A 16127-nucleotide genomic window follows, 5' to 3' on the forward strand; every position below is an offset into this window, starting at 1 on the left:
GAGGAGCGAACACCATGGCTAATCTTCGTGAACTGCGTGACCGTATCCGGTCCGTCAATTCCACCAAGAAGATCACCAAGGCACAGGAGCTCATTGCTACCTCGCGCATTACCAAGGCTCAGGCCAGGGTAGAAGCGGCGCAGCCTTATGCACGTGAACTGTCCAACGTGCTCAATAAGCTGGCGGCGCACACGTCCCTGGATCACCCGATGCTCCGGGAACGCGAAGATGCCAAGGTAGCCGCCATTCTCGTGGTCTCTTCTGACCGCGGTATGTGCGGAGGCTACAACAACAACATCTTCAAGAAGGCGGCCGAGCTGGAAGCCCTGCTTCAGAGCGAGGGTTTCGAGACCGTCCGCTACGTGACCGGCAACAAGGGCGTTGGCTTCTACAAGTTCCGTGAGGCTGAGGTCGCAGGCAGCTGGACTGGATTCTCGCAGGATCCGACCTGGGAAAAGACGCACGATGTGCGCCGCCACATTATCGACGGCTTCGTTGCCGGTTCGAATGGCCAGGCCAAGACCCGCGAGGGCATTAACGTGGAGGGCGAGACCGTTCGCGGTTTCGACCAGGTGCACGTTGTGTACACCGAGTTCGAGTCCATGCTGACCCAGACCGCGCGTGTGCAGCAGCTGCTGCCGGTGGTACCGGTTATCGAGGAAGAGGACTACAACCTGGGTGAGTCCGCGCTTTCCGACGCCGAGCCGAACAATCAGATCACTCCTGATTACGACTTCGAGCCGGATGCGGACACCCTGATGGAAGCGCTGCTTCCGCAGTACGTTTCTCGCCTCCTGTTTGCGATGTTCTTGGAGTCCTCGGCCTCCGAGTCCGCCGCACGCCGTACCGCAATGAAGTCTGCAACCGACAACGCTACCGAGCTGGTCAAGGACCTCTCGCGCGTGGCCAACCAGGCACGTCAGGCGCAGATTACCCAAGAAATCACAGAGATCGTCGGTGGCGCTGGGGCGCTCGCCGAAAGCGCAGAAAGTGACTAGATTATGACTACAGCTCTGCAAGAGCAGAACACACAGTCGTCGGCTACCGCCGGCCGTGTGGTGCGTGTCATCGGTCCGGTCGTCGACGTGGAGTTTCCGCGTGGCGGGCTGCCGGCACTGTACAACGCACTGACCGTCGAGGTTTCCCTCGAGGCTGTTGCAAAGACCGTCACCCTTGAGGTCGCTCAGCACCTCGGTGACAACCTCGTCCGTGCCGTGTCCATGGCTCCGACCGACGGCCTTGTCCGCGGTGCCGCCGTGACCGACACTGGCAAGCCGATTTCCGTCCCGGTGGGCGATGTGGTCAAGGGCCACGTCTTCAACGCCCTCGGTGACTGCCTTGACCAGCCGGGTCTGGGCCGCGACGGTGAGCAGTGGGGCATCCACCGCGAGCCGCCGGCATTCGACCAGCTGGAGGGTAAGACCGAGATCCTGGAGACCGGTATTAAGGTCATCGACCTGCTGACCCCGTACGTGAAGGGCGGCAAGATCGGCCTCTTCGGTGGTGCAGGTGTGGGTAAGACCGTTCTTATCCAGGAGATGATTACTCGTATCGCACGCGAGTTCTCCGGTACCTCCGTCTTCGCAGGTGTTGGCGAGCGTACCCGTGAGGGCACCGACCTTTTCCTCGAGATGGAGGAGATGGGCGTTCTTCAGGACACCGCACTTGTCTTCGGCCAGATGGATGAGCCGCCAGGAGTCCGTATGCGCGTGGCTCTGTCCGGCCTGACCATGGCGGAGTACTTCCGCGATGTGCAGAACCAGGACGTGCTGCTGTTCATCGACAACATCTTCCGTTTCACCCAGGCCGGTTCTGAGGTGTCGACCCTTCTGGGCCGTATGCCTTCCGCCGTGGGTTACCAGCCGACTCTGGCTGATGAGATGGGTGTGCTGCAGGAGCGTATTACCTCCACCAAGGGTAAGTCCATTACCTCCCTGCAGGCCGTCTACGTGCCGGCCGATGACTACACCGACCCGGCTCCGGCGACCACCTTCGCCCACCTCGATGCCACCACCGAGTTGGACCGTGGTATTGCTTCGAAGGGTATTTACCCGGCAGTGAACCCGCTGACCTCTACCTCTCGTATTCTGGAGCCGTCCATCGTGGGCGAGCGCCACTACGAGGTGGCACAGCGTGTCATCGGTATTCTGCAGAAGAACAAGGAGCTCCAGGACATCATCGCTATCCTTGGTATGGACGAGCTGTCTGAGGAAGATAAGATCACCGTTCAGCGTGCTCGCCGTATCGAGCGCTTCCTGGGCCAGAACTTCTTCGTCGCAGAGAAGTTCACCGGCCTGCCGGGCTCCTACGTGCCGCTGGCCGATACCATCGACGCTTTCGAGCGCATCTGCAACGGCGAATTCGACCACTACCCGGAGCAGGCTTTCAACGGCCTGGGTGGCTTGGACGATGTCGAGGCTGCGTACAAGAAGCTGACCGAGAAGAAGTAGGGAGAGGCACATGGCTGACATCACCGCCGAATTGGTTTCCGTCGAGCGCCTGCTGTGGACCGGAAAGGCCACCATGGTGACGGCTGAGACCACCGAGGGTGAGATCGGCGTGCTTCCTGGCCATGAGCCCATGGTCGGTCAGTTGATCGACAATGGTGTTGTGACCATCCACCCGGTGGACGGCAAGCGTCTCGTCGCCGCCGTCCAGGGTGGCTTCCTCTCCGTGTCCGAGAACAAAATCACCGTCCTCGCTGACTGGTCCATCTGGGCCTCCGAGGTCGATGAGGCCCAGGCACAGGAAGACCTGAAGTCTGAGCACGAGCTGACGAGGTCTCGTGGCGATGCCGCACTGCGCGCCGCCCGCCGCCACAACAGCTAACGGATGAGCGGAGAGGGAAACGACGGGCAGCAATGACCGCCCTTCCCACTCTCACCTAGGAACCCCACAACCTCATTAAGAGGGGGTGGGGTTTCTTCGTGATCTCAGCAAGAGGGGTACCTCAGGGCTAGCAGGAACTGGCAAGAACTAGCATTGCCTGCTCCAACGGCGGTACAATCAACCCATGAATTCTCAGGTGCTTCAGGGGCTAACAATTCTTTTGGGTCTGTGTGCACTGGTCCTCCTGGTTTTCCTCATCCTGGCGGCGGTGCGCTTTTTCACCGTGCGATCCCGTGGCACGAGCATTCTGTTGCGCCGACTCCCGTCGAAGGACTCTTATACATGGCGTCATGGTCTCGTGCGCTATGACGGTGAGTTCATGAAGTATTTTAAGCTTCGCTCCGTCATGCCCCGCGCCAACAAGCGCTTTAATCGCCTCGACATCGAACTGGGTAGCATCCGCCCTATGGACGATGACGAGGCTTCTTTTATGCCCTCCGGCCACCAAATCATCCAGATTAGCGTCGATGGGCAGGACTATGAGATTGCCTCCGATGCGCAGGGAATTATGGCCTTGAATGCGTGGGTCGAATCCGCGCCGTCGAAGCGTCAAGAGAAGCTGGATTATCACCAGATGCGCCAGCGGGCTACCCGCTTACCCAAGAAGTAGGGGCCCAACGATAGGGTAGAGGGCATGCGTGTTGTCATCGCCCAATGCTCCGTAGATTACGTAGGCCGCCTCGACGCCCACCTTCCCATGGCGGACCGGCTCATCCTCATCAAAGCCGATGGTTCGGTGTCCGTTCATGCGGATGACCGGGCCTATAAACCTTTGAACTGGATGACGCCGCCGTGCACCTTTGAGGAGTCGGCGATTGAGGATATCGACGGCGAAGACACGGGGGTGAAGCTGTGGCTGGTGGAGAACCCGAAAGGTGAGCAGCTGCGCATCACCATCTCGCAGATCCACCAAGAGATCGACATGGAGTTGGGGGAAGACCCAGGCCTGGTCAAAGATGGCGTGGAGGCACACCTACAGGAGCTTCTGGCCGAGCACATCGAAACGTTGGGGGAGAAGTACTCGCTCGTGCGTCGCGAGTATCCCACGGCTATTGGTCCGGTAGACATCATGGCCAAGAATGATAAGAACGAGTTCGTCGCCGTGGAGGTAAAGCGTCGCGGGGGCATCGATGGTGTCGAGCAGCTCACGCGCTACCTTGAGCTGCTCAACCGCGATGATTTGCTAGCACCCGTCCACGGCGTGTTCGCCGCGCAGGAAATCAAGCCCCAGGCGCGGACCTTGGCGGAGGACCGCGGCATTCGTTGCGTCGTCTTGGATTACCAGGAGCTGCGCGGCATCGAGTCCAACGAGCTGCGGTTGTTCTAGTGCCTCGCCGCAACCGCCGAATTCGTGAGGAGCCGCGCTCACTGCCGCGCGATGGCAGCGCCTTCCTCGGCTCGCAGACTGTCCCTGGGCCGCGTTGGACCCATGGCGAGCCTTTCGTTATGAGGCATGTCGGCAGCGCCGCCGCACAGAAGTACTACGTGTGCCCGGGATGCAACCAGAATATTCCTCCCGGGGTGGCGCACATCGTGGCCTGGCCACGGGATACAGGCGGGCGCGGCGAGGACCGCCGCCACTGGCACCGGCACTGCTGGGAGCGGCGGTAGGATAGCGGGCATGATTGTTGCCTTTTCCGTAGCCCCCACCGTTGTGGGTGATGAAAGCGCTGAAATGTCCGAGGCCGTGGCTGAAGCCGTGCGCGTCGTCCGTGCTTCCGGCTTGCCCAATGAGACCAACTCCATGTTCACCATTATTGAAGGTGAATGGGACGAGGTCTTCGCGGTTATCAAGGAGGCCACCGACGCCGTGCGCGCCGTGTCGCCGCGCACGAGCCTGGTGATTAAGGCCGATATCCGTGAAGGTGTGACTGGGCAGATTACCCAAAAAGTAGATTCCGTTAACCGTTACCTGGAGGAGAATAAGTGACCGGACCGTACGTAGGAGGAGCCCTCGACCTAGGCGCCATCAAGCAGCAGGCGGAGGCGCGGGCGCAAGCGAAGTCCACAAATGCCGGAGCTGCTAACTCCGGCGGAGGAATTGCCCCTTTCTTCGAGGTCACCGAGCAGAACTTCGAGAATGACTTGGTGCGCCGTTCCGCGGAGGTACCGGTTATCGCCCTGATCGGCTCGCCTCGCTCCCCGGCCTCCGAGCAGCTCAAGAAGGACTTCGAGGAGATGGCGGCCGCAGGTGGGCTGAAGTTCATCGTGGGCTATATCAACGCTGATGTTGTGCCCCAGGTGGCGCAGGTCTTCGGCGTACAGAATCTGCCGACCACCGTTGCCATCGCCGCCGGACAGCCCGTCACCAACTTCGAGGGCGGGCAGCCGCGCGAGAACCTGGAGCAGTGGGTAGCGGCGATCGTCGATAAGCTCGGCCCCCAGCTCAAGGGCCTGTCCGAACAGGGTGAGGCAGGGGAGAGCCCCGCAGAGGAAGCTGCTGATCCGCGCCTGAGCCTGGCGGAGGAGGCGCTCAACCGTGGCGATTTCGATTCCGCCATCGCCACCTACGAGGAGATCCTGGCCGCCGAGCCAGATAATGCGGAGATTAAGCAGGCGCGTGATACCACGCTGCTGCTCAAGCGCTTGGACCCAGCTAACCGTAGTGAGGATCCCATCGTCGCTGCGGATGCTGCCCCGGAGGACGTGGCAAAGCAGCTCGACGCCGCCGACGCGGAGGTCGTCGCCGGTGCCCCCGACCGCGCCTTCGAGCGCCTCATTGAGGCCATGAAGCGCACCGCTGGGGATGAGAAGGAACAGCTCAAGAACCGCCTCCTAGAGCTCTTTGGGCTCTTCGATTCCGGCGATCCGCGCGTGCTGGCCGCGCGGACGAAGCTAGCTAGCGCGTTGTACTAATAGCGCTCAGCTTGTGCAGGAGCCGATAGCGACCTCCCAGCACCGTCGCCGGTTGAACCCTCAGGATGATTCCGTTGAGTCCTCTCCTGAGGGTCTTTTCATGTTTGAACTTGAGTGTGAGTTACCTCATGCTAAATTCTTTCTAGTGTTATCACACACACTTTGTTTAGCTCTTTCAGGAGGACTCTCATGCGCAAGCTCCTCGGCGTCGTCGGCGCCGCTTCTCTTGCTTTTACCCTTACTGCCTGCGGAAGCGATAGCTCCGATAGTGCCGGCGGCTCCAACTATGTTCGCGTGCTCGGTACCGAACCGCAGCAGGGACTCATTCCCGCTATGACGAATGAGAACGGTGGCGGACGCATCGTCGACATGCTGTTTTCCGGATTGGTGTACTACGACGCCGACGGCAACGTGCACAACGAAATGGCCGAGTCCATTGACAAGGAAGGGGATAAGACCTACAAGGTCACGCTCAAGCCGGACCTGAAATTCTCCGACGGTTCCGCCGTAACTGCGGCTACCTTCGTCGATACGTGGAACTACGCGGTGGCCAACGAACAGCTCAATGAGAGCTTCTTTTCCTCCATCAAAGGTTACGGTGAAGGCGTCAAGGAGATGGAGGGCCTTAAGGTTATCGATGAGCGCACCTTCACTATCGAGCTCACCCAGCCAGAGAGCGATTTCCCAAGCCGCTTGGGCTACAACGCCTATTTCCCAGTTCCTGCTGCCGCACTGGAGGACCCACAGGCTTTCGGCGAGACCCCGGTGTCCAACGGTCCGTACAAGATCAAGGAATGGAACCACAACCAGAACCTGATCATTGAGCCGAACCCGGAGTATAAGGGCGACCGCGCAGCGCAGAACGACGGCATCGAGTTCGCCTTCTACGCCGATTCCAGCGCGGCCTACATGGACCTGTTGGCGAATAACCTCGATGTGCTCGAAGCCATTCCTTCGTCCGCTTTCGGCAGCTATGAGCAGGACCTGGCCGGCCGCCAGGAGACCAAGCCAGCAGCCACCTACCTGGAGATGTCCATCCACGTCGAGACGCCCCATTTCAGTGGGGAAGAGGGCACGCTGCGCCGCAAGGCAATCTCGATGGCTATCAACCGCGAAGAGATCGCGGAGACCATCTTCCACGGCACCCGCACCCCAGCCCGTGAGTTCACCTCACCGGTGCTGAATGGCTACAACGACAGCCTGCCGGGTTCGGAGAACCTGGATTTTAACCCGGAGGAGGCGAAGAAGCTGTGGGCGGAGGCCGATAAGAAGTACGGTGCTTTTGAAGGCACGTTCCCGATCAACTACAACACCGATGGCGACAACAAGGACTGGGCCGATGCCGTGGCCAACAACATCAGCAACACGCTGGGAATTCAAGCCGTGGGGAACCCCTACCCGGACTTCAAGTCCTTCCGCGATGCCTACCGCACCGAGCGTATGGACGGCGCCTACCGCACGGCCTGGTTCGCCGACTATCCCTCGATGGGCAACTTCCTTGGGCCAAACTTCACCACGGGTGTGGCCTCTAATGACTCGAAATACTCCAACCCGGAGTTCGATGAACTGATTGTGAAGGCCAACGGCGCCGCGAACGAGGAAGAGGCAGCGAAGCTCTACAACCAGGCACAGGAGCTGCTGCTGCGTGACCTTCCCTCAATCCCGCTGTTCTACCCGAACGTGGTCGGCGGCTGGTCCGAGAACGTCCAGGACGTGACGTTTAACTGGAAGTCTCTGCCGGTGTACTACGCGGTGAAGAAGAACTAGGGATCTGGCCCTACAGGCACACCGCAATATGACTAAAGTGCGGAGGCATGACCTCCGTACTTTTCCTTTGCAATACCAACCGCGGTAAGTCTCAGATGGCGGCTGCCTTAGCTAAGAAGCATGCGCCCGACTGGCAGGTTTACTCTGCGGGCGTAAAGACCACTGAACAGCATCGTGCACAGGGCGTGAACGCCGAGGCGCAGGCCTCTCTTGCAAAGGTCGACGCCGACATGTCAGGAACGCCAACGCTGCTTGATGCCGGCCTCGCGTCTTCGGTGGATCACGTCATCATCGTCGGTGATGCCGACTATGACGGAGTGGCTGAGCGTTGGGAGATTGAGGACCCGTCCGTGCGCGGTCTAGAGGGAGGGGAGCGAATGGATGCGTTGCGCGATGACATTGATGCTCGCGTAAGAGCTTTCCTCGATACTCACGCACAAGACTGAAAACTGCAACTGCCCGAGTTGCCAAAACTAGCGGCTGGAACTCGCCTCGATCTCAGCGGTGATCTTTGGCAGATCGGGCAGTTGTGTTCTTAGAAACTAGCCACGGAAGGCATACCACTGCACCGAGTTGGCCGGCAGGTGCAGCTGGACGTGGTTGCCTTCGGAGCGCACGCGGTGGGCAAGGTCGTTGCCAGCGCCCTGGTAGACGGCGTCGTCTGTGTTGATGACTAGCTCCCACTCGCCATCGCGCGGCAACCAGAGGTCATAGTTTGGCACCGAGCTGCCGGAGAAGTTGCACACTGCCAACAAGGCGGAGCCGTCCTTGCCATAGCGGACGTAGCCGAGCATGTTGTTATTCGAGTCATCAGCCTTCACCCACTGGAAGCCATCCTGGGTAAAGTCCTGTGTCCACAAGGCTGGCTGTTGCTTGTACACCGCGTTGAGGTCGCGCACCAGGCGCTTAACGCCGTGGTGCCACTCGTTGCCCCAGCCTTCCAAGTTGGACCAGTCCACGGAGTGACCTTCGGCCCATTCGGTGGTCTGGCCAAACTCTTGGCCCATGAACATCAGCTGTTTGCCCGGGTGGGAGAACATGTAACCATACAGCGCGCGCAGGCCCGCGGCCTTATTCCAGTCGTCGCCCGGCATGCGCTCCCACAAGGAGCCCTTGCCGTGGACCACTTCGTCGTGGCTAAACGGCAGTACGTAGCGCTCCGAGTAGGCGTAGACCATGGAGAAGGTGAGCTCACCGTGGTGGTAGCGGCGGTGGATCGGCTCGTGCTTGAAGTACTCCAGGGTGTCGTTCATCCAGCCCATGTTCCACTTCAGGCTAAAGCCCAATCCGCCCTCGTGAGTCGGTGCGGTAACACCGGGCCAGGAGGTGGATTCCTCGGCGATGGTCAGCACGCCCGGGTGGTTACGGTTCAGCGTGGCGTTGGTCTCCTGTAGGAATTGAACTGCCTCAAGGTTCTCGCGCCCGCCGTAGATGTTGGGCAGCCATTCCTCGCGGGAGTAGTCCAGGTAGAGCATGGAAGCAACGGCGTCGACGCGCAGGCCGTCGATGTGGAATTCTTCGGCCCAGTAGAGGGCATTGGCCACAAGGAAGTTGCGCACCTCGTTGCGTCCGAAGTCAAAGACATAGGTGCCCCAATCCGCCTGCTCACCGCGGCGCGGGTCCGGGTGTTCGTAGAGTGCCTGCCCATCAAACCGACCCAGCGCCCATTCGTCCTTGGGGAAGTGCGCGGGTACCCAGTCGATGAAGACGCCGATGCCAGCGTTATGCAAATCGTCGATAAGCGCGCGCAGCTCATCCGGGGAGCCCCAGCGCGCGGAGGGAGCGTAGTAGCCGGAGACCTGGTAGCCCCAGGAACCGCCGAAGGGGTGCTCGGCCACGGGCAGCAGCTCCACGTGGGTAAAGCCGTGCTCCAGCAGGTAGGGGATGAGCTCTTCGCGCAAGGTGTTGTAGTTGGCGCCTACCTTCCAGGAACCGACGTGCAGCTCGTAGACGCTCATCGGGACGTCGAGGTCCCCGGTGCGGCTGCTCATCCACTCCTCATCGCTCCACTCAAAGCTGGAGCGCGCCACCACGGAGGCTGTCTCCGGCGGGGCGATGGTGCGCTTGGCTAGGGGGTCGGCCTTGTCAATGCGCGGAGAGTTCTTGCCGTGGACCGCAAACTTATAGCGCTCGCCTTCGCCCACACCGGGGATGAAGACCTCCCAAATGCCCGTGGAGCCAAGGCAACGCATGGGGTATTGGGTAGGGTTCCAGCCGCAGAAGTCACCGACCACGGCCACGCCCTCCGCGTTGGGTGCCCACACGGCAAACGCGGTGCCTTCGACTACGCCCATGTCGGTGGTGTAGCTCTTGAGGTTGGCGCCCAGTACTTCCCAGAGGCGTTCGTGGCGGCCCTCGCCGATGAGGTGCTGATCCAGGGTGCCCAGGGTAGGCAGGAAGTGGTAGCCATCCGCTACCTCGATTGCGGGCTGTCCTGGGTAGGTGATACGCAGGCGGTAGTCTGCTTCTTCGGCGAGCGGGGCCTCCCAGATATCATCTCCAACCGCGCGCATGGCGAGGGTCTCGGTGGCGGTGACGAGCTCGACGGCTTCGGCACCGGGGCGGCGAGTGCGGACGGTTCCATCGTGCCAACCATAGAAATCATGGGGCGCGTGGTGGCGGCAGTGGTTGAGGCGTTCGAGGTCTGAGGCCGGGATGTTCATACAGACCAAATTACCCAAGAACACGTGCTCGCGGGGCCGAAAAGAAACCCCGCGCTACCCAGAAAGGGGGACGGAATCAGCGCCGGGTATCTACTGGCCTGAGAGCTTAAGCGCGGTAGTCGTTGACACGGCGCCACGCTATGCGTTCCTGCAGGTCATGGTGGGCCGGCGGGAGGACGAAGATGTGGGCGACGTCACGCAGCGGCTCCAGACGCACGAAGTTACGGTCGGACCACTCGTAGGCAGCTCCACTGATGGTGTCCTGCACCGTGAAGTGATCGCCCGGGTGGCGGCCCACGGCGGCAAGATCCAGGAAGACTGTGGCCTCCTGTGCATTGCGCGGATCCAGGTTGACCACCACGAGCACCACGTTGCCGGTGGTGGGATCAGCCTTGGAGTAGGCAATGATGGCCTCGTTATCAGTGTTGTGGAAGCGCAGCGTGCGCAGCTGCTGGAGGGCCGGGTTCTCGCGGCGGATGACGTTGAGCAGGCGGATATAGGACTCCAGGGAGTCACCAGACTTGACAGCGGCCTGAAAGTCGCGCGGGCGCAGCTCGTACTTTTCCGAATCGAGGTATTCCTCGCTGCCCGGCTTGACTGCTTGATGCTCGTAGAGTTCGAAGCCGGAGTACACGCCCCACAGCGGGGAGAGCGTGGCAGCCAAAGTGGCGCGGATGGCGAACATGGCGCGCCCGCCGGTCTGCAGAGATTCGTGGAGGATATCCGGGGTATTGACAAAGAGGTTGGGGCGGCAGATATCGGCCTGCTCCACGTGCATCTGCGCGAACTCGGTGAGCTCGTGCTTGGAGGTCTGCCACGTGAAGTAGGTATAAGACTGCGTAAATCCAGCCTTGGCCAAACCGAACAGGCGCGGGGCGCGGGTGAAGGCCTCGGAGAGGAAGATGACTTCTGGGTGGGTCACGTGCACCTTGGAAATCAGCCAATTCCAGAAATTGGCGGGCTTGGTGTGCGGGGTGTCCACGCGGAAGGTGGTGACACCGGCCTCCACCCAGATCATGACGATGCGGTAGATCTCCGCGTAGATGGCATCCGGGTCGTTATCGAAGTTGAGCGGGTAGATGTCCTGGTACTTCTTCGGCGGGTTCTCGGCGTAGGCAATGGTGCCATCGGCCAACACCGTGAAAAACTCTGGGTTGGTCTTGGCCCACGGGTGATCCGGGGAGGCCTGCAGTGCCAAGTCCAGCGCTACCTCCAGGCCCAAGTCGGCGGCCTTCTTGACCAGCTGCTTGAAGTCCTCCATGGTGCCCAGCTCCGGGTGCGTGGTGGAGTGATCCTGGATGGCCCACGGAGAGCCCACATCACCGGGCTCAGCCACCACCGAGTTATTGCGGCCCTTGCGGTGCACCTTGCCAATGGGGTGGATGGGCGGGAAGTAGACGGTATCGAAACCCATGGCTGCCACTCGCTCGAGTGCCCGTGCCGTGGTCTTAAACGTGCCGTGCACGGGGTTGCCCTCTGCATCCCAACCGCCGGTGGAGCGTGGGAAGAGCTCGTACCAGGAGTTGTAGAGTGCCTCGGGGCGCTCTACCAGGACCTCGTGAATGTCACCCTCCACCAGCAGGTGGCGCAGGGGGTGGTGGTGGAGGACGTCCGCGACCTCGTCGGACAGCGCGGTGCGCACGCGCTTGTCGACGTCCACCGACTCATCCTTCAGCTCCTTCGCCGCCTGAAAGAGCAGCTCCGCCTTATCGCTCGGGCACTGGATTGCCGCCTCTTCGAAGAGCTCGGCGCCGTGCAAGAGATCGTTGCTGAGCTCTTGTGCGGATTGACCGGCCTCCATCTTCTTGACCACCGCGTTGCGCCAGGTGGACATCGGATCGGACCAGGCGTCAATGCGGAAGAACCAGCGCCCCGCGGTGGCCGGGCTAAACACGCCGTGGACCCGATCCGGGTTCTCCGGGTCCACCGTCATGGTCACGGCGGAGGTAGATGGGGATTCGGTGTTCCACACCGACAGCGTCGCGGCGACGGCATCGTGGCCCTCACGCCACACCAGCGCGGTAACAGGAACGACTTCTCCGACAACGGCCTTCGAGGCTACATTTCCGGAGAGGGAGGGGCGGACATCGTCGATACCAAGGCGTTGTGTCATGCCCATAGAATAATGCAGCTGTGTCAGTTTCACCGGGGAAGGAGGATATCGGCCACAATGGTGCCTGTGAACACTCCAGAGCAATTGAGCCAGCAAGACCCTGAACTGATGGAAACCGACGAGGATTGGTTGATTGACTTCCGCGGCGTCGAGCTACGACGCGGCGGGCGCACGCTGGTCGGGCCCGTCGACTGGCAGGTGGAGCTCGATGAGCGTTGGGTCATCATCGGCCCCAATGGCGCGGGCAAGACCTCCCTGGTGCGCATGGCCGCCGCCGAAGAATTCCCGTCCGCTGGCGTGGCTTTCCTCATGGGTGAGCGCCTGGGCAAAACGGATATGCGCGATCTGCGCGCCGCCATTGGCATCTCTTCCGCTGCCGTCCAGCACCGCATCCCGGACAACGAGCGCGTAGATGATCTCGTTGTGTCTGCCGGCTATGCGGTCCTCGGCCGCTGGCGTGAGGACTACCAAGACATGGATTTCTCCCGCGCCGATGACATCCTGGCTCAGGTCGGCGCATCCCACTTGGCCAAGCGCACCTGGGGCACCCTTTCCGAAGGCGAGAAGAAGCGCGTCATCCTCGCCCGCGCGCTCATGGCGAACCCAGAGCTGCTCATCCTGGATGAGCCCTCCGCCGGCATGGACTTGGGCGGCCGTGAGGACCTCGTGGGCTACCTGGGGGACCTAGCACTCGATGCGGATGCCCCGGCAATTGTCATGATTACCCACCACGTCGAGGAAATCCCTTATGGATTTACCCATGCGATGCTTCTGGATGAGGGTAAGGTCGTGGCCAAAGGACTCATTAACTCTGTCCTGACGTCGGAAAACCTTTCCAAGGCCTTCCACCAACCCATCCAGGTGGATCGCATCGGGGAGAGGTACTTCGCCCGACGAGTCCGCTAACTCCTAGTACATAACCCCTAGTAGATAATCTCAGTACGCATTCTCGACGTATACCTCTCGAATTCTGCTTTTAGCTTGCAGGCACGGAAAGTTGCATGAGCCAGTCCATCCACGACAGCCTTGACGCCATCGACCCTGGCGAAACCACGGGCTTCAATGGGGCACGCCTGGCCGCCACGGTTCTCCTTTTGCGTGATACCGCGGAGGGCTTGCGCGTGTGGATCCAAGAACGCGTGCACACCATGCGTAACTACCCTGGCCACGTCGTCTTTCCCGGCGGCGGGGTAGACCCGCGTGACTTCCCACCACGTACTTGGGATTCCGGTGAGCTGTGGGCGGGTCGCTCAGTGGTTTCTATTGCGCGGCGCATGGGCGTGACCAAATACAAGGCACACGCCCTCGTCTTCGCCGCCGCCCGCGAACTGTTCGAGGAGGCCGGCACGCTGTTAGCGATCCGCGATGACGGTTTGGTTTCCGACGCCTCTCGCTACCACCGCGAGCGCGAGCTGTTAGAAACCCACGAGATTTCCTTCACCGACTTCCTCGAACACAACGGCATGCGTGTCGACGCCGACATGCTATTGCCCTGGTCCCGCTGGGCCGGTGAAGATAACAACCACTGGTTCGACACCTTCTTCTTCATCGGTGTGCTGCCCGAGGGCCAAGAACCCGATGGGGATACAGGGGAAGCCGACGACGCCGGCTGGTTCGACCCACAATTGGTCCTCGATGGCTGGCGCGCCGGGTTGGTACGCCTAGCCATTCCCACCTGGGCGCAGCTCAAGCGCCTCACGTCCTATTCCAGCGTCAAGGAAGTCTTGGACGATGCCTCCTTCTCCGATCTGCGCCCGATTATCGGCGACCCGCGCGATGATGAGCGCTACCGCGAATACTTCACCACCTTCCCCGTTGACCGAATCTAAGCCACACCTGAAGAAACCTGCATGAGCTACACTCTGGACGAAGTTGCCTTCCTGCGCGAGAATGCAGCCGCCATCGACACCGCCGCAGAGGACCTGGAAGGCACAAAGAAGGCGCACCTGAGGGACGTCGCCAAGCTGCAGGCGCAGTTCGGTGATTATGGGCGCGCCGTGGCCGAGCTCATCCAAGCTCGTAGCTCCGGAAAGCTGCCGCAGGATTGGCTCATGGACCACGACTCTGCACAACAGGCCACTCCACCCGCGGTGGCCACCTACCGCGCGCAATTCCTCCAGGAGCGCAACGTGGAACTCGTCCACGACCTCACGTGTTCCATCGGCACCGAAGGCCAGGCCTATCGCCCCGGCGCTTATGTGGGCAGCGACCTGGATGCCTCGCGCGTGGCCATGGCGCGGCACAACATTGAGCACCCCGTCTTTCGCGCAGATGCGCTGACAACAACGACGACCGCCGAGGTCTGCATCGCCGACCCCGCCAGGCGCCAAGGCGGCAACCGTATCACCCGGCTTGACCAACTGCTACCGCCACCAGCAGACCTGTTGGCCACCCACGGCGAGATGGCCATCAAATGCGCGCCGGGCATCGACCATTCCGAATGGGAGGGGCTGGCCTGTGTGGTCAGCCTCGACGGCGGGGTGAAGGAGACCTGCCTGTATACCCCGGGGCTGGGAACGGGGAAGAGGGCAGTGGTCCTCACCACCACGCCCGAAGGACTACACACGGACGTCATCGAGGATGACCTCGACGAAGAAGAACTGCCTGAGGCAGGGCCCATCGGCCGCTTTCTCATCGATCCCGACGGCGCCATCGTGCGCGCCGGGCTGGTGCGCCACTACGCCGCGCGGGAAGGCCTGCACCAGCTGGACCCACGCATTGCTTACCTCACCGGTGACCGCCTGCCTCACGGCACGTCCGGATTTGAATTCATCGAGATGGTCCCCATGAAGAAGCTCAAGGCGGCGATGGCGGCCCATGATGTCGGCTCGCTAGAAATCCTGGTACGCGGGCAAGACGTGAACCCGGACCAGCTGCGCAAAAAGCTCAAACTCAAAGGCTCCACGGCCAAGACCCTCGTGGTTACGCGCATCGGGGCGAAGGGAGTCGCGGTGTTGTGTGGACCGCGAGTAGTATCGTCCGAAGGTAATTACGCACCCTAATAGTTTCAAAATTTACGGAAGGGGAAGTGCCCACATGCCAGTCATTGTGGCTCTGGTCAAGCACGTACCGGATACGTGGTCAACGAAGTCCCTCGAGGCGGACCACACCTTGGACCGCACCTCGGTGGATAACGTCATCGATGAGGTCAACGAGTACTCCGTCGAACAGGCACTGCGCCTGCGCGACGATAACGCCGATGCCGGCTATGAGGTCGTGGCGCTTACCATGGGCCCGGCGGCTGCCGACGAGGCCCTGCGCAAGGCCCTGGCCATGGGCGCGGACCACGCCGTGCACGTGACGGACGACGCCCTCGCCGGCGCCGACGCCCTGGCCACCGCCTGGGTCCTTAACGCCGCGATCAACAAGGTGGCTGAGAAATTCGGCGAAGTCCAGGTCATCACCCTGGGCAATAACTCCTCGGACGCCTCCACCGGCCTTCTCGCTGGCCTGCTGGCCGAGTACCGCCAACTGCCCGCGCTCACTGAGCTCAAGGCAGCCTCCCTGGCCGGTGCCACCGCCACCGCCACCCGCGAGGACGCCCACGGCCACTGGGAGCTCAGCGCCAACCTGCCGGCAATCCTGTCCTTTACTGACAAAGCCGATAAGCCGCGTTTCCCCAACTTCAAGGGCCTGATGGCCGCCAAGAAGGCTGAGGTCACCACGCTCGCCGTGGCCGACCTGGGCATCGACGGCGTGCCGTCCACCACCACGGTTACCGCCTCCGCGCAGCGCCCGGCCCGCACCGCCGGTGAGGTCATCACCGATCCTGATCCGGCCGTGGCTGCCGCCAAGGTCGCGGATTTCCTGGCCGCCAAGAATCTCATCGAGGGTTAAAG

Annotated in this window: 16 protein-coding genes; 14 read left to right on the forward strand and 2 right to left on the reverse strand. The window is 61.5% G+C overall.

All coding sequences use genetic code 11. The features are described 5' to 3' along the window. Window positions 1-14 precede the first annotated feature (14 nt). From HMPREF2978_RS02750 to HMPREF2978_RS02790, 10 genes are all read left to right on the forward strand, one after another. Window positions 15-998 (forward strand): F0F1 ATP synthase subunit gamma, encoded by a 984-nt coding sequence (locus HMPREF2978_RS02750; RefSeq protein ID WP_070528748.1) that lies wholly within the window; start codon window positions 15-17, stop codon window positions 996-998. A 3-nt stretch (window positions 999-1001) separates the two neighbouring features. After that, the gene (gene atpD, locus HMPREF2978_RS02755) at window positions 1002-2450 is read left to right on the forward strand and encodes a F0F1 ATP synthase subunit beta (protein WP_070528745.1); all 1449 of its coding nucleotides are present in this window, start codon (window positions 1002-1004) and stop codon (window positions 2448-2450) included. A gap of 10 nt (window positions 2451-2460) precedes the next feature. Further along, complete coding sequence (locus HMPREF2978_RS02760) at window positions 2461-2829, forward strand: F0F1 ATP synthase subunit epsilon (protein WP_070528741.1); 369 nt, start codon at window positions 2461-2463, stop codon at window positions 2827-2829. A 184-nt stretch (window positions 2830-3013) separates the two neighbouring features. After that, entirely contained in the window at window positions 3014-3499 is a 486-nt protein-coding gene (locus HMPREF2978_RS02765; RefSeq protein ID WP_070528738.1) for a DUF2550 domain-containing protein, read from the forward strand. A gap of 24 nt (window positions 3500-3523) precedes the next feature. Next, window positions 3524-4216: an endonuclease NucS gene (nucS, locus tag HMPREF2978_RS02770; protein WP_070743957.1), complete on the forward strand. Its 693-nt coding sequence runs from the start codon at window positions 3524-3526 to the stop codon at window positions 4214-4216. Then, a complete protein-coding gene (locus tag HMPREF2978_RS12740; RefSeq protein ID WP_083299018.1) occupies window positions 4216-4500 on the forward strand; it encodes a hypothetical protein in 285 nt (94 codons plus the stop codon). The genes nucS and HMPREF2978_RS12740 overlap by 1 nt, the downstream gene beginning before the upstream one ends. Before the next feature lie 10 nt (window positions 4501-4510). After that, on the forward strand, window positions 4511-4819 hold the full coding sequence (locus HMPREF2978_RS02775) for a thiamine-binding protein (protein WP_049155059.1): 309 nt from the start codon (window positions 4511-4513) through the stop codon (window positions 4817-4819). Continuing rightward, window positions 4816-5745: a tetratricopeptide repeat protein gene (locus HMPREF2978_RS02780; RefSeq protein WP_070743959.1), complete on the forward strand. Its 930-nt coding sequence runs from the start codon at window positions 4816-4818 to the stop codon at window positions 5743-5745. Before HMPREF2978_RS02775 ends, HMPREF2978_RS02780 begins: the two co-directional genes overlap by 4 nt. Window positions 5746-5934: 189 nt before the next feature. After that, window positions 5935-7512: a peptide ABC transporter substrate-binding protein gene (locus tag HMPREF2978_RS02785; protein WP_070743961.1), complete on the forward strand. Its 1578-nt coding sequence runs from the start codon at window positions 5935-5937 to the stop codon at window positions 7510-7512. A 47-nt stretch (window positions 7513-7559) separates the two neighbouring features. Further along, window positions 7560-7958, forward strand: a complete 399-nt coding sequence (locus tag HMPREF2978_RS02790) for an arsenate reductase/protein-tyrosine-phosphatase family protein (protein WP_070743963.1) — start codon at window positions 7560-7562, stop codon at window positions 7956-7958. A 96-nt stretch (window positions 7959-8054) separates the two neighbouring features. On the opposite strand, the gene glgB is transcribed toward HMPREF2978_RS02790, so the two are convergent. After that, entirely contained in the window at window positions 8055-10175 is a 2121-nt protein-coding gene (gene glgB / locus HMPREF2978_RS02795) for a 1,4-alpha-glucan branching protein GlgB (protein ID WP_070743965.1), read from the reverse strand. Window positions 10176-10281: 106 nt separating this feature from the next. Next, on the reverse strand, window positions 10282-12288 hold the full coding sequence (locus HMPREF2978_RS02800; protein WP_070744122.1) for a maltotransferase domain-containing protein: 2007 nt from the start codon (window positions 12286-12288) through the stop codon (window positions 10282-10284). 57 nt (window positions 12289-12345) lie between these two features. Here HMPREF2978_RS02800 and HMPREF2978_RS02805 point away from each other — a divergent pair, with 57 nt between their 5' ends. The 4 genes from HMPREF2978_RS02805 (at window position 12346) to HMPREF2978_RS02820 (ending at window position 16125) form a co-directional block, all read left to right on the forward strand. Next, window positions 12346-13194: an ABC transporter ATP-binding protein gene (locus tag HMPREF2978_RS02805; protein ID WP_070528712.1), complete on the forward strand. Its 849-nt coding sequence runs from the start codon at window positions 12346-12348 to the stop codon at window positions 13192-13194. Window positions 13195-13289: 95 nt separating this feature from the next. Beyond that, complete coding sequence (locus tag HMPREF2978_RS02810) at window positions 13290-14117, forward strand: NUDIX hydrolase (RefSeq protein ID WP_070743967.1); 828 nt, start codon at window positions 13290-13292, stop codon at window positions 14115-14117. Between the two features lie 21 nt (window positions 14118-14138). After that, the gene (locus HMPREF2978_RS02815; protein WP_070743969.1) at window positions 14139-15290 is read left to right on the forward strand and encodes a THUMP-like domain-containing protein; all 1152 of its coding nucleotides are present in this window, start codon (window positions 14139-14141) and stop codon (window positions 15288-15290) included. A gap of 34 nt (window positions 15291-15324) precedes the next feature. Then, the gene (locus tag HMPREF2978_RS02820) at window positions 15325-16125 is read left to right on the forward strand and encodes an electron transfer flavoprotein subunit beta/FixA family protein (RefSeq protein WP_070743972.1); all 801 of its coding nucleotides are present in this window, start codon (window positions 15325-15327) and stop codon (window positions 16123-16125) included. Window positions 16126-16127: the final 2 nt, after the last annotated feature.

Source organism: Corynebacterium sp. HMSC074C01 (genome assembly GCF_001814605.1).
In the GTDB taxonomy this organism is placed as follows: domain Bacteria; phylum Actinomycetota; class Actinomycetes; order Mycobacteriales; family Mycobacteriaceae; genus Corynebacterium.

Bases quoted from the DNA above. Each gene is read 5' to 3' on its own strand.
- glgB (WP_070743965.1), bottom strand. From the start codon at position 10,175: ATGAACATCCCGGCCTCAGACCTCGAACGCCTCAACCACTGCCGCCAC.
- HMPREF2978_RS02765 (WP_070528738.1), top strand. From the start codon at position 3,014: ATGAATTCTCAGGTGCTTCAGGGGCTAACAATTCTTTTGGGTCTGTGT.
- HMPREF2978_RS02805 (WP_070528712.1), top strand. From the start codon at position 12,346: ATGGTGCCTGTGAACACTCCAGAGCAATTGAGCCAGCAAGACCCTGAA.
- nucS (WP_070743957.1), top strand. From the start codon at position 3,524: ATGCGTGTTGTCATCGCCCAATGCTCCGTAGATTACGTAGGCCGCCTC.
- HMPREF2978_RS02810 (WP_070743967.1), top strand. From the start codon at position 13,290: ATGAGCCAGTCCATCCACGACAGCCTTGACGCCATCGACCCTGGCGAA.
- HMPREF2978_RS02815 (WP_070743969.1), top strand. From the start codon at position 14,139: ATGAGCTACACTCTGGACGAAGTTGCCTTCCTGCGCGAGAATGCAGCC.
- HMPREF2978_RS02760 (WP_070528741.1), top strand. From the start codon at position 2,461: ATGGCTGACATCACCGCCGAATTGGTTTCCGTCGAGCGCCTGCTGTGG.
- HMPREF2978_RS02750 (WP_070528748.1), top strand. From the start codon at position 15: ATGGCTAATCTTCGTGAACTGCGTGACCGTATCCGGTCCGTCAATTCC.
- HMPREF2978_RS02785 (WP_070743961.1), top strand. From the start codon at position 5,935: ATGCGCAAGCTCCTCGGCGTCGTCGGCGCCGCTTCTCTTGCTTTTACC.
- HMPREF2978_RS02820 (WP_070743972.1), top strand. From the start codon at position 15,325: ATGCCAGTCATTGTGGCTCTGGTCAAGCACGTACCGGATACGTGGTCA.
- HMPREF2978_RS02790 (WP_070743963.1), top strand. From the start codon at position 7,560: ATGACCTCCGTACTTTTCCTTTGCAATACCAACCGCGGTAAGTCTCAG.
- HMPREF2978_RS02800 (WP_070744122.1), bottom strand. From the start codon at position 12,288: ATGACACAACGCCTTGGTATCGACGATGTCCGCCCCTCCCTCTCCGGA.
- atpD (WP_070528745.1), top strand. From the start codon at position 1,002: ATGACTACAGCTCTGCAAGAGCAGAACACACAGTCGTCGGCTACCGCC.
- HMPREF2978_RS02775 (WP_049155059.1), top strand. From the start codon at position 4,511: ATGATTGTTGCCTTTTCCGTAGCCCCCACCGTTGTGGGTGATGAAAGC.